Genomic DNA, 12,887 nt, shown 5'->3' with positions numbered 1-12,887 from the left:
ACCTTTTGGGCCTCCGCGGTGCTCCTTCGGGCGGTGCGTAGAGTCGAAACATCGGCGCACAGGTGAGGGAGAGCTGATGTCAGACCGGCGGCGCTACTGCTACGTGTCCGGACTGGGCCTCGGTGCTCCGGCGCTGGAGGAGCTCTGCGAACAGGGGCGCCCGCCGAGCCTGGTGGTGTCCTATCCGGCCGAACTCGCGCACCGTTCCGGTTACCTCGACTACGAGACCGTCGCACGCCGACACGAACTGCCGCACCTGCGCGCGGCCGACCTCGGCTCGAACGAGGTGGGCGAGGCCCTCTCGGAGCACGGTGTCGACCTGCTGGTCGTCGCGGGCTGGTCCCAGCCGGTCCACGACCACGTCCTGTCCCGCCTGCCGCTGGGCGGGGTCGGCCTGCACCCCGCCCCGCTGCCCGTCGGGCGCGGCAGGGCACCCATCCCGTGGACCATCCTGCGGGGCATGCGCGCCAGCGCCGTCACCCTCTTCCACCTGGACGGGGAGGCGGGCAGCGGCGACATCGTCGACCAGGCCTGGTTCGACGTGGAGCCCGACGCCACCGCCAGCGGCCTGTACGAACGCGTCGGCCGGTTGCAGTCGGAGCTTCTCGTGCGCCACCTGGACGGCCTCCTGGAGGGCGGCGCGCCCCGGCGCCCGCAGACCGGCCATGCGTCGGTGTGGCCGCAACGGCGCCCCAGCGACGGCCAGATCGACCTCACCGCCTCCGGAAGCGACGTGGACCGGATGGTGCGCGCGCTCGCCGACCCCTACCCGGGGGCGTTCGCGATGTTCGGCGGCGCGCGGATCACCCTGTGCGCGGGGCGGCTGACCGACCGGTGCCCCGGAGGGGCGCCCGGCCAGGTGGTGGCGACCGGAAACGGACGTGAGTGGGGTATCACCTGCGGGGACGGCACGGTGTTCGTGCCCGAGGTGCTGCGGGTGGACGAGGGGGTGCGGGCGGAGCCGACGTCGCTGGCCATGTTCCGGCCGGGCACCTTCTTCGACGCGCCCTCACCGCACATGCTGGCGGCCACCCGCGGGTCGCCCGTCCCAGGCCAGCCCCAGGAGGCGGCGTGCCAGGCGGTGCCCGCGGCCAGGAACGCCTCGGATCCCGCGGAGGTGGTCGATCCGGGTCCGGCGCCTGGTGTCACAGCGGGCGATCCCAGTCCGGCGGACCAGCGCTGACACGGGCCCCGGCCCAGCACCCTCGGCGTCCCGCTCCGGCGGGGACGGGAGCGGCTACGCCAGGTCGGCCGCGCGGCGGCCCGCCGCCGCGGCGCTCAGGAAGGCCGCGCGGTCCTCCTCCAGCCCCCGGCCCATCGTCGACACCTTCACCGGAAGCGCCCGCACCGCCTCCTCCAGCCCGTCGACGCCCACCTCCACCAGGTCGTGCCGCTCGCCCAGCGCCGCGGCCTGGGCGCGCACCCGCTCACCGAACACCCCCGGCAGCAGCGGCACCACCACCTGCGCCCGGGCCAGCGCCACCCGCCCGTAGGCCGTCATGCTGTGGTGCGACACCCCGCGGTGCCGCTCGCGCGGGTCGGCCTCGCTCACCCGCAGCGACGCCACCGGGCGCCCGCCCAGCGCCGCCGCCGCGTTCACCGCCTCGCCGCACGAGACCCCCGAGAACCCCCACGGGGTCCCGGTGCCCAGGTTCCCCGGGCCCTGGCACACCACGGCCACGTCCGCGCCCATCACGTGTCGGGCGGCCAGCAGCCCCGAGTGCACGGTCACCGCCTCCAGATCACCGCCGAAGGACTGGCCCGTGGTCACGCACCCCGCCAGCAGTCCCTCCTCGCGCAGGGTGCCCACCAGCCGCGAGAACGCCGCCGGCAGCGCGCCGCCGTCCAGCATCACGTTGACGATCCGCGCCCCGGGCCGCCGTGCACGCACCCCCGCCACCACGGCGGGCAGCGCGGAGTGGAGGTCGGCCACCACCACCGGCATGCCCTCCACACCCTCGGCCGAGCGCAACACCCCGTGGTGGGGGGACTCCTGCTCGTCGGCGCCCAGGACGGTCGCCTGAAGCGGCGTGTACCGGGCCTTGACCAGGTGCCCGGGCCCCTCCCGGTCGGCGGGTAGCCGGTCCGGAAGGGCCACGACCAGCGCGTACCCGCCCGTTCCCAGGCCCAGGTCCAGGGCCCCGGTGTTGAGCAGCACGGTGTCGCCCACCTCGGGAGCGCCCACCAGGTCGGTGTAGGCCAGCGCGCGGCAGGTCGCCGCTTCGCCCGCTCCGTCGTCGGCGGACTCCACCGCCGCCGTGCACAGGACGACCCCCGGCCAAGAGGGAAGGATCTGACGGACTTCGCCGCGACGCCACCGGATCATGCCTGGCACGGTACCGTCGTTGCTGAACCGGCTGAGGGACGACGCGCCAGTGCGCCCCGCCCGGTACACACACCACGGTCGAGAAGGGTGCGGACGATGTCGCGCAGAAAGACGGAACGACAGCTGAACCTCGTCATCTGCCTGTTGTCCACGCGCCGCCATCTGACCGCGCAGGAGATCAGGAAGACGGTGCACGGCTACGCCGAGGCCGAGACCGAGTCGGCCTTCAAGCGCATGTTCGAGCGCGACAAGCGCGAACTGCGCGACAGCGGCATCCCCATCCAGGTCGGTACCGGCGACGCCATCAGCGGGGAGGAGGGCTACCGCATCTCCCGCTCCGACTACGAGCTGCCCGAGATCGAACTCCTGCCCGACGAGGCCCTCGTCCTGGGCCTGGCCGCCCGCGCGTGGCGGCACGCCTCCCTCGGCGAGGCCGCCGCCAACGCCCTGTTCAAACTCCGCTCCGCGGGGGTCCCCGTCGACAGCGAGGCCGCTCCCGGCCTCACCCCGGCCATGCGCACCGACGAACCCTCCTTCGGGCCCGTCTGGCAGGCCGTGCGCGACCGGCGCCCCATCTCCTTCGGCTACCGCAAGCCCGGCCAGACCGAGACCGAGACCCGCGAGATCGAGCCCTGGGGCATCGTCAACCTGCGGGGCCACTGGTACGTGGTCGGCCACGACCGCCTCCGAGGCGCCCGACGGGTCTTCCGCCTGGGCCGTATCCGCGGCGAGGTGACCGTCCTGCGGGAGGGCCCCGACGTCGTCATCCCCGAGGGCGTCGACCTGCGCTCGGTGGTCGCGGGGCAAAAGGCCGAGCCCGAGCGCACCGCCGTCCTGCGCGTGCGCACCGACTCCGCGCACGCCCTGCGCCGCAGCGCCCTGCGCGTGGTCCCCGGCGAGCGCGACAGCTCCGGCGGTGGCTGGGACACCCTCACCTACCCCTACGCCGACACCCCCGACCTCGTGCGGCGCGTGGCCTCCTTCGGCTCGCGCGCCGTCGTCGTCGAACCCGCCGAGGCCCGCGAGGCCGCGGCCGCCCACCTGGCGGCCGTCGCCGAGGCCGAGCCCGCCGCGGCCGCCGCCCCCGACGGCCCCGGACCGGCCGAGCACCCCGGGGCCCCCGCGCGCGGCCCGCGCTCGGCCGACCAGCTGCGCCGCCTGCTCATGCTCGTCCCCTACGCCCTGGGCCGGGACGTGCGCGTACCCGAGGTGGCCCGGCACTTCGGGCTCAGCGAGAAGCAGGTGGTCGCCGACCTCAGCCTGCTGTGGATGTGCGGCCTGCCCGGCTACACCCCCGGCGACCTCATCGACGTCGACCTCGACGCCGCCAAGGAGACCGGCGAGATCATCATCGGCAACGCCGACACCCTCGCCCAGCCGCTGCGCCTGACCGCCGACGAGGCGGCCAGCCTGGTCGTGGGCCTCTCGCTGCTCGAAGCCCTGCCCGAGGCCGAGGGCCTGGAGGTCGGAGCGCTCAAGAGGGTCGGCGACAAGCTGCGCACCGCCGCCGGTGCGGCCCTCGGATCCCTGGCCGACTCGGTCCAGGTGCGCCTGGAGGGCGACGAGCAGGTCGACCGGACCCGGCGCCGCTGCGCCGACGCCCTGGAGTCGGGCCAGCGCCTGCACCTGCGCTACCTGTCGGGCTACCTGGACCAGGTCACCGAGCGCGACGTGGACCCCATGGGCCTGGTGGTGCAGGACGGCTACCCCTTCCTGGAGGGCTACTGCCACCTGCGCCGCGACGTGCGCCTGTTCCGCCTGGACCGGGTACTGGAGCTGACCGTGCTGCCCTACGCGGCCCAGGTGCCCGAGGGTGTGGGCCGCCGCGACCTGTCCGGCGGCGTGCTCCAGCGTTCGGACCGCGACGCCGAGGTCGTCCTCGAACTGGAGCCCACCGCCCGCTGGGTGACCGAGGACTACGTGTGCGAGTCGGTGGCCGAGCTGCCCGGGGGCAGGATCCGCGCCACCCTGCGCACCCCCGCGCCCGCCTGGGTGGTGCGGCTGGCGCTGCAGCTGGGGCCGCAGGGGCGCGTGGTGGCTCCCGAGGCGCTCGCCGAGGAGACGCGTGCCGAGGCGCGGAGGGCCCTGGAGCACTACCGTGCACCTCAAACCTCCGCGAAATTGGTCGAGACCACTTCGTCGCCCGAGTGAGGCCCAGACGTTCACCCGGGGTCGGGGTGTAATCCATGTCCGAAGGGATAGGGTTGGATCGTGATCGTCCTCGCTGTCCTGTTCGGTGCGTTCGCGGCCGGACTCGTCGTCATCGGCGTCCTCGCGCTGCGTGCGTGCCGCGCGGCCGACGTGTTGTCGGCGGCGGTGGCACGGGCGTCGGACGAGTACCAGACGAGCAGCGCTGACCTGCGTGAGCGCGTCGGCCGAAGTGGCGCGGGGTCGTGATGGACCCGCGTCCGAAAGCGCGTACCATCGAAGGCGCTTGGTCGCGCCCCACAGAGAGGTAGAACCATGGGACCGTTCAACGGACCTACCATCGCCATCCTGGTGATCTTGGCCCTGCTGCTGTTCGGAGCCAAGAAGCTTCCGGACCTGGCCCGCTCCCTGGGGCGCAGCGCGCGTATCCTCAAGGCCGAGAGCAAGGGCCTGATCGACGAGGAGAACGACACCGAAGAGGCCAAGGACGCCAAGAACCAGCAGGCCTCCTCTCCGCAGCAGAACGCGCCCGCGGAGCCGCAGCAGCCCCAGCAGACCGGCTACCCCCAGCTGCCCGCCGGCCAGCGCATCGTCAACGAGTCCGGTGAGACCACGCACCGCACCTACGGCAACTAGCACGGGAACCGGCCCGAGCGCGCCCAGGGCCTCGCGGTGCGCCGCGCGGCGCCACGCCGGGCCCCGGCCGCGGGTCCCGCCCCCACCGGCGCGGGCCGAAGGAGATAGAGAGTGACCGCACGATGAGGGCACGAAGCCGGGCCGCCAACCCCGAGGCCCGGATGCCGCTCATGGACCACCTGCGCGAGCTGCGCAACCGCCTGGCGAAGGCGCTGATCGCCCTCGCGCTGGGCGCCGTGGTCGGCTACCTGGTCTACGACCTGGTGTGGGACTTCCTGGTGGAGCCCTACTGCTCCCTCCCCGAGTCCCAGGTGAGCGGACCCGATGACTGCTCCCTCATCGTCACGGGTCCCTTCGACGCCTTCTTCGTCGCCTTCAAGGTCTGGCTGTTCGTCGGCGCCCTCGTCTCCGCGCCTTTCTGGATGTACCAGCTGTGGGCCTTCGTCGCCCCGGCCCTGCACGGACGCGAGAAGCGCTACGCCTACATCTTCGCGCCGCTCGCCGCGCTGCTGTTCACCGCCGGCGCGGCCCTGGCCTACTACATCACCTCCTACGCGCTGACCATGCTCTTCGGGTTCCTGCCCGAGGACGCGGATCCCTTCCTCACCATCGGCGAGTACCTGAACTACATGCTCATCATGATGGGCATGTTCGGTGTGGGCTTCGTGCTGCCGCTGCTGGTGGCCCTGCTCAACATCGCCGGGATCGTGTCGCACGAGGCCATCGCCAAGTGGCGCCGGGTCATCGTCTTCGGCGCCTTCCTCATCGCGGCCGTCATCACCCCGGCCGAACCGATCTCCATGCTCGCCCTGGCGGTACCGCTGGTGGTCCTCTTCGAGGTGGCCGAGCTGTTCGCCTTCCTCAACGACCGGCGCAGGCGGCGCGCCGACCCCTACGCGGGCCTGGACGACGACCAGATCTCCGAGCTCGACGAGACCCCCTCGGAGCTGGAGGACCCCGACCTCGGCGAGCAGACCGGCAAACGCCGCTGAGACGCGCCGGACACGCGCTAGGGTCGTGCGGTGGGGCGGTGGCCGGTGGCGCCGCCCACCGGTCCGGGGTTCCCGGCCGGGGACGGTTGTTGGGAAGAGGAAGTTCGATGAGCGAGCGGACCGAGGCCGAGCGGGAGCTCCCGCCCGAGGCCATGGGCAACGAGAAGTGGCACGACACCACCGACGCGGTCTGGATGCGGTCCTCCCTGTCCAAGGAGGAGTCCGAGGCCGTGGTCGAGGTCGCCACCTTCGACGACGGATTCCGTGCCGTGCGCGACGGCAAGTCCCCCGAGAAGGGCACCCTGTTCTTCACCCCCGCCGAGTGGGAGGCCTTCGTCCTGGGCGCCCGTGACGGCGAGTTCGACATCCCCGAGGAGTACCTCACCGAGGAGGAGCGCCGTATCCAGCGCGGCGAGGTAGACGCCGAGGCCGCCTGGGTGCCCTCTCCGCTGAACACGCCCAAGGCGATGGAGGAGTACCATCGCCGCCAGCGCGAGGAAGCCGAGCAGAAGCAGGCCGAGGGCTCCTAGCAGCTCCGCGCGCGCACCCGGGCGCGGGGGTGTGCGGGCGACCTCCGCCGCCCCGTACACCCTTCGTCCACCTGGTCCCCTGGGTAGCTAAAGGACTCGCATGCCCCCTCACATCGCCCTCCTGGTCAACCCGCACTCCGGTCGGCGCCGAGCGGCCGTCCTCGCGGTGCGGCTGAAGGAGGCGCTGCGCGACGCCGGAGCCCGTGTGCACGTCTACACCGGCCGCTCGGCGGCCGACAGCCGTCGCATGGCCCGTCTGGCCGCCGCCGACCGGCCCGACGCCCTGGTGGCGGTGGGCGGGGACGGGCTGGTTCACCAGGCGCTGCAGGGAGTGGTGGGCACCGGGATCCCCCTGGCCGCCGTCCCCGCCGGGACCGGCAACGACATCGTCCGCGCCTTCGGCCGCCCGCGCGGGTCGGTCCAGGACATGGCCGCCGCGATCCTGCGGGGCCGCACCCGTCCGACCGACGCCGTGCTCCTGCGCCTGGCCAACGGCACCCGGCGCTACTTCCTCAGCGTTTTGGCCTGCGGCTTCGACGCCCGGGTCAACGAGCGGGTGAACGCCCAGCGGTTCCGGATCGGCCGAGCCGGGTACGTGGTCGGGCTCCTGGCCGAGCTGCGCTCCTTCCGCCCCATCGACTACGAGATCGACGTGGACGGGCGCCGCATCGCCGAACCCGGCATGCTCGTCGCGGTCGGCAACACCTGCGCCTACGGCGGCGGTATGCGCGTGTGCCCCGACGCCGAACCCGACGACGGCCTCCTCGACGTGGTCTTCGTCCGCCAGGCCCCGATCGGCCGCTTCCTGCACCTGTTCCCGCGCGTGTTCAGCGGCGGCCACACCGGACTCGACGAGGTGGTGGTCGAACGCGGGCGCACCGTCACCATCCGCGCCGAGGCCGGCGCGGCCTACGCCGACGGCGAGCGCATGGGCGAGCCGCCACTGGTCTGCGAGGTCGTGCCCAAAGCGGTCGAGATGCTGGAGCTGACCTCATAGGCTGGAGGTCATATGAGTAGTCACGCTGAGCGGTACGCCGCCTTCCGCCGGCGCCAGGGAGAGTCCAGCGCCGCCATCGAGGCCTTCCAGGGCCTCTACGGGTTCGACTTCGACCCGTTCCAGACCAGAGCCTGCAAGGCCCTGGAGAGCGGTCACGGGGTGCTGGTGGCCGCGCCGACCGGCTCCGGCAAGACCGTGGTCGGTGAGTTCGCCGTGCACCTGGCCCTGGGCGAGGGCACCAAGTGCTTCTACACCACGCCCATCAAGGCACTGTCCAACCAGAAGTACAACGACCTGGTCAGGCGCTACGGCGCCGAGCAGGTCGGACTGCTGACCGGGGACAACAGCGTCAACGGCGAGGCGCCCGTGGTCGTCATGACCACCGAGGTGCTGCGCAACATGCTCTACGAGGGCTCGGCGACCCTCGGCGGACTGGCCTACGTGGTCATGGACGAGGTGCACTACCTCGCCGACCGGTTCCGCGGCGCGGTCTGGGAGGAGGTGATCATCCACCTGCCCGAGTCGGTGAGCATGGTCGCCCTGTCCGCGACCGTCAGCAACGCCGAGGAGTTCGGAGAGTGGCTGCAGCAGGTGCGCGGTGACACCACCGTCATCGTCGACGAGAAGCGGCCCGTGCCGCTGTGGCAGCACGTCATGGTCGGCAACCGCGTCCACGACCTGTTCGTGGACATGGAGGAGGAGCCCTCCGCCGACCGGGAGGAGCGGGAAGGGACACGGAGCCGCAAGGGCAAGCGCAAACGCGAGCGCCGCCGCCAGGGCTGGCAGCCCCGCGAGATCGAGGTGGGCGGGCAGAAGCTGCGGATCAACCCGCGGCTGACCCGCTTCGCCGAGGAGGACTCCCGCCTCACCCAGCTGGCCGACCGGCGCCGCCACCCGCAGTCGCGGGCCCGCGGCAATGTGCGGCCCCGCTCCCGGTTCGCGCCGCCCTCCAGGCCCACCATCATCGAGGAGCTCGACGACAGCGGCCTGCTGCCCGCGATCACCTTCATCTTCAGCCGGGCGGGCTGCGACGACGCCGTCCGCCAGTGCGTGTCGGCCGGGCTGGTGCTCACCACCCCGGAGGAGGCCGACGAGATCCGCGAGTACGCCGAGACCCAGTGCGCCGACATCCCCGCCGCCGACCTGGCCGTACTCGGCTTCGACCCGTGGCTGCGCGCCCTGGAGGCGGGCGTGTCCGCCCACCACGCCGGGATGCTGCCCAAGTTCAAGGAGATCGTCGAGCACCTGTTCTCGCGCGGCCTCATCCGCGCGGTGTTCGCCACCGAGACCCTGGCGCTGGGCATCAACATGCCCGCTCGCACGGTGGTCATCGAAAAGCTCGACAAGTGGAACGGCGAGACCCACGCCCAGCTGACCCCCGGCGAGTACACACAGCTCACCGGACGCGCCGGGCGGCGCGGTATCGACGTGGAGGGCCACGCGGTGGTCGTGTGGCAGGCCGGGACCGACCCCGAGGCGGTCGCCAGCCTCGCGGGAACCCGCACCTACCCGCTCAACTCCAGCTTCCAGCCGTCCTACAACATGGCGGTCAACCTGGTCGGCCAGGTCGGCCGACAGCGCAGCCGCAACATGCTGGAGGCCTCCTTCGCCCAGTTCCAGGCCGACCGCGCCGTGGTCGGCCTGGTCAAGCAGCTGCGCAAGCACGAGGAGGCCCTGGAGGGCTACGCCAAGGCCGCCGAGTGCCACCTGGGCGACTTCATGGAGTACGCCTCGCTGCGCCGTGCCCTGAGCGACCGCGAGTCCATGCTCGCCAAGAACCGCTCGGTCCGGCGCCGCGACGAGGCCCTGGAGAGCCTGGAGAAACTGCGTACCGGCGACATCATCCGCATCCCGTCGGGCCGCTTCTCCGGACACGCGGTCGTGCTGGACCCGGGACTGCGCCACGACCTGCCCGCGCCGCTGGTGCTCACCGTGGACAAGCAGGTCAAGCGGGTCAACGCCAGCGACTTCACCGTGCCGGTGCAGCCGTCCGGGCGGATGCGCGTGCCCAAGTCGTTCTCGGCCAAGTCGCCCCGCTCGCGCCAGGACCTGGCCTCCACACTGCGCAACAAGCTCAAGGAGCGGGGCACCGAACCCTCCTACGAGCGGGGCTCACGCGAGGCCGGGGAGGACGCCGAGGTGCTGCGGCTGCGCTCGGAGCTGCGCCAGCACCCCTGCCACGGGTGCTCCGACCGCGAGGACCACGCACGCTGGGCCGAGCGCTACTTCCGGCTGCGCAAGGAGACCGACGGGCTGCGCCGCCGGGTGGAGGGCCGCTCGCACGTCATCTCCCGCACCTTCGACCGGGTGTGCGGGGTCCTGGAGGACCTGGAGTACCTGTCGGGGGACGACGTCTCCGACGGCGGGGCGCGGCTGGCCAAGATCTACTCCGATCTCGACCTGCTCGTGGCCGAGTGCCTGCGCCGCGGACTGTGGAGGGACCTGACCCCGGTGGAACTGGCGGCCTGCACCGCCTCGCTGGTCTACGAGGCGCGCCGGAGCGACGACGCCTATCCGCGGCTGCCAGGCGGGCGGATCGAGGAGACGCTCGTGGAGATGGTGCGGCTGTGGGGCGAGCTCAACGAGGTCGAGTCCCGGCACCGGGTGTCGTTCCTGCGCCAGCCCGACCTGGGGTTCGTGTGGACGGCGCACCGCTGGGCGAGCGGTGACCGGTTGGACGCCATCCTGCGCCAGGCCGACATGACCGCCGGGGACTTCGTGCGCACCACGAAGATGCTGGTGGACATGCTCAGCCAGATCGCGGGGGCCAGCGGCGACGCCGAGGTGCGCTCCACCGCGCGCAAGGCCTGCGACCTGGTGCGCCGGGGCGTGGTGGCCTACTCCTCGTTCAGCTGACGGTGCACCGCGACGGGAACGGCCCCGCGCCGGGGCCGTTCCCGTCGGCTGGCGGACGGCCGGTGCGCCCCCTCCGGCGATGGCGCGGGCCGGGGCACGGGGAGGAGCGTGTCACCGGGACGGGGGGATCTCTCCCGAACCGCGCGCGATCAAGGCGGTGGGCACCCGGAACTCGCGGGGCGGTGTGTCGTCCCCGGCGATGCGCTCGAACAGGCGCTGCACCGCCAGGGTGCCGATCCGCATCACGTCCTGGGCCACCACGCTCACCTTCGGAGACATCAGGTCGGCCATGGGGAAGTCGTCGAAGCCCACCACGGCGATCTGCTCGTGCAGCCCTCGTTCCTGGAGGGCCTGGATGGCACCGATCGTGACCAGGTTCTGCGCGGTGAACAGCGCGGTGGGCGGGTGCTGGGAGTCCAGCAGCGCGGCGACCGCGCGCGCGGCGCCGGCGGTGCCGTGCAGGTCCCGCACCACCAGACCGGGGTGTTCGGGAAGGCCGCGTGCGGCCAGCGCGGCCCGGTACCCCGCAAGGCGCTCGTCGCAGGTGCTGACGGTGCACCGGTCGCCGAGGAAGGCGATCCGGGTGTGCCCGTGGTCGGCCAGGTGCACAACCGCCTCACGAGCACCCTCGGTGTTGGTGGACAGCACCGCGTCCGCAGCCAGCGCCCGCGGGGAGCGGTCCACGAACACCACGGGGGTGCCGTTGCGGATCTCCCGCTGCAGGTACCCCTGGTCGGGCGCTGCGGGAACGAGGATGATGCCGTCCACCCGGTGCAGGGTGGCGGCCCGCACGAGCTCCACCTCGCGCTGGGGATCCTCGTCCAGGCTCCCGGCGAACACGAGGGTGTCCTGGCCCCGGGCGACGTTCTCCACCGCACGGCTCAGCGTGGCGGAGAAGGGGTTGGCCACATCCTCCAGCAGCAGGGCGATCTGACGGGTGGCGCCGTCGGTGCGGCGCAGGCTGGAGGCGGCCAGGTTGGGCTGGAAGTCCAACTGGGCGATGGCCCGGGTGACGCGGTCGCGTAGTTCGTCGGAGACCGTGGCGACCCCGTTGATGACACGGGAGACGGTCTTGATGCTCACCCCCGACAGCTCGGCGACGTCGCGCATGGTGGCGCGGCGTGCGGGTGGTGGGGGCCCTGAGGGTGTGCCGACCTGCCTGTTGTCCGTCTGGTCCACCGACATCTGACCTGGCTTCTCCTCATGAACAGTACAACCGGGCCGTTGGACGGATCTCATTCTGCCCCACAGGCCTGGCCCGGCGGAGCGGCTCGGCGACCGTGGGCGTGCACCCGCCGGCCGCGGAGCCCGGACGGACCGGGGAGGAACACCCGGTCCCTCCGCGACGTTGCGTGCGATGGAGGCCCCCGGTGGCCGAAGCGGTACACGGGTGGGGCCATCATGGAGGAGCACGGGACCCCCGAGGCCTGTAGTCCGCAAGACACCTGAAACGAGGCTTGAGCAGTGCTGCGCACCCTCATCAACGGAAAGATCCACCGCGCCACGGTCACGCAGGCCGACCTGCACTACGTCGGGTCGGTCACGATCGACGCCGACCTGATGGACGCCGCCGACATCGTCGACGGCGAGCAGGTCCACATCGTCGACATCGACAACGGCGCACGGCTGGTCACCTACGCGATCACCGGCGAGCGCGGCACGGGCGTCATCGGTATCAACGGCGCCGCCGCACGGCTGGTCAGTCCCGGCGACCTGGTCATCATCATCTCCTACGCCCAGCTGACCGAGGCCGAGCGGGCCGAGCACGTCCAGCACATCGTGCACGTGGACCGGGACAACAGGATCGTCGCCCTGGGCAACGACCCGGCCGAGCCGGTTCCGGGCAGTGAGCTGGTCTCCGGCCGCTGAGCCGTTCCCACACCGGGCGGGTGCCCGTGCCGACGCCGCGCGCGCCGACACGGGCACCTCGTTCTCGGGGGGTGCCCGTGCCGGGTGCCCCCTCGTACGCCGCCGTCCGGGACCGGGGGCACGCCCGGCGTCCGCGCAAGGGCCGCACGTCACCGCCGGCGTGGCCGGTTCCGGCCTGGTGGGCCGTCCCGGTGCCGGGTATGTCCCCGATCGGCATGGACGAGACCGGGGACGAGGAACAGCGCAGGATCGCCGAGCACGTCGAGTGGCAGAAGCAGGGCGCGTGGGTCGTCCTGTGGGGTCCCTACACCCGCTGCTTCTGGGCGTTCGCGTGCTGGCCGGTGGTTCCCGAGAGCGGGGTCGTCATCAGCGCGGAAGACCCGCACGTCCTCTACTCCGAGATGCGCCACGTCGAACGCGAGCACGACTTCCTGCGGTGGCGCTACGGGAGCGACCGGGCGCCGCGTGTCCGTAAGGGTGGGTAGCCCGACATGGCCGCCGTACGGTACTGGGGGCTAGGGCCTGTTTGGGAA

General features: G+C 72.5%; 12 protein-coding genes. 10 read left to right on the top strand and 2 right to left on the bottom strand.

All coding sequences use genetic code 11. From position 1 onward, the window contains the following. Positions 1–76 precede the first annotated feature (76 nt). Positions 77–1,183, top strand: coding sequence for a methionyl-tRNA formyltransferase (locus tag A6A08_RS24740; protein WP_073705061.1), 1,107 nt, complete (start codon positions 77–79; stop codon positions 1,181–1,183). Between the two features lie 54 nt (positions 1,184–1,237). Here A6A08_RS24740 and A6A08_RS24735 read toward each other — a convergent pair whose 3' ends face one another. Continuing rightward, positions 1,238–2,326, bottom strand: a complete 1,089-nt coding sequence (locus tag A6A08_RS24735) for a DUF3866 family protein (protein ID WP_073705060.1) — start codon at positions 2,324–2,326, stop codon at positions 1,238–1,240. A gap of 96 nt (positions 2,327–2,422) precedes the next feature. On the opposite strand from A6A08_RS24735, the gene A6A08_RS24730 reads away from it, so the two are divergent. The 7 genes from A6A08_RS24730 (at position 2,423) to A6A08_RS24700 (ending at position 10,485) form a co-directional block, all read left to right on the top strand. Next, positions 2,423–4,477, top strand: coding sequence for a YafY family protein (locus A6A08_RS24730; protein ID WP_073705059.1), 2,055 nt, complete (start codon positions 2,423–2,425; stop codon positions 4,475–4,477). A gap of 60 nt (positions 4,478–4,537) precedes the next feature. Continuing rightward, positions 4,538–4,723 (top strand): hypothetical protein, encoded by a 186-nt coding sequence (locus tag A6A08_RS24725; RefSeq protein WP_073705058.1) that lies wholly within the window; start codon positions 4,538–4,540, stop codon positions 4,721–4,723. A gap of 66 nt (positions 4,724–4,789) precedes the next feature. After that, positions 4,790–5,110 carry a Sec-independent protein translocase subunit TatA gene (gene tatA / locus A6A08_RS24720; RefSeq protein WP_073705057.1) on the top strand — a complete coding sequence of 107 codons (321 nt, stop codon included), beginning with the start codon at positions 4,790–4,792 and terminating at the stop codon, positions 5,108–5,110. A 161-nt stretch (positions 5,111–5,271) separates the two neighbouring features. Further along, on the top strand, positions 5,272–6,102 hold the full coding sequence (gene tatC / locus A6A08_RS24715; RefSeq protein WP_073705243.1) for a twin-arginine translocase subunit TatC: 831 nt from the start codon (positions 5,272–5,274) through the stop codon (positions 6,100–6,102). Positions 6,103–6,209: 107 nt separating this feature from the next. Continuing rightward, entirely contained in the window at positions 6,210–6,632 is a 423-nt protein-coding gene (locus A6A08_RS24710) for a DUF397 domain-containing protein (RefSeq protein WP_073705056.1), read from the top strand. A 100-nt stretch (positions 6,633–6,732) separates the two neighbouring features. After that, positions 6,733–7,629 carry a diacylglycerol kinase family protein gene (locus A6A08_RS24705; protein WP_073705055.1) on the top strand — a complete coding sequence of 299 codons (897 nt, stop codon included), beginning with the start codon at positions 6,733–6,735 and terminating at the stop codon, positions 7,627–7,629. A 12-nt stretch (positions 7,630–7,641) separates the two neighbouring features. Then, complete coding sequence (locus tag A6A08_RS24700; protein WP_073705054.1) at positions 7,642–10,485, top strand: RNA helicase; 2,844 nt, start codon at positions 7,642–7,644, stop codon at positions 10,483–10,485. A gap of 111 nt (positions 10,486–10,596) precedes the next feature. Here A6A08_RS24700 and A6A08_RS24695 read toward each other — a convergent pair whose 3' ends face one another. Continuing rightward, a complete protein-coding gene (locus A6A08_RS24695) occupies positions 10,597–11,670 on the bottom strand; it encodes a LacI family DNA-binding transcriptional regulator (RefSeq protein ID WP_073705053.1) in 1,074 nt (357 codons plus the stop codon). Positions 11,671–11,949: 279 nt separating this feature from the next. Between A6A08_RS24695 and panD the strand changes: the two genes are divergently transcribed. Together panD and A6A08_RS24685 are read left to right on the top strand one after the other, a co-directional pair. Then, positions 11,950–12,354: an aspartate 1-decarboxylase gene (gene panD, locus A6A08_RS24690; protein ID WP_073705052.1), complete on the top strand. Its 405-nt coding sequence runs from the start codon at positions 11,950–11,952 to the stop codon at positions 12,352–12,354. 200 nt (positions 12,355–12,554) lie between these two features. Next, entirely contained in the window at positions 12,555–12,839 is a 285-nt protein-coding gene (locus A6A08_RS24685) for a hypothetical protein (protein WP_073705051.1), read from the top strand. Positions 12,840–12,887 lie beyond the last annotated feature (48 nt).

The organism is Nocardiopsis sp. TSRI0078 (assembly GCF_001905145.1).
Taxonomy (GTDB): domain Bacteria; phylum Actinomycetota; class Actinomycetes; order Streptosporangiales; family Streptosporangiaceae; genus Nocardiopsis.
The sequence above is the reverse complement of the archived record's forward strand: the minus strand, read 5'-3'. Positions and strand labels throughout refer to the sequence as shown.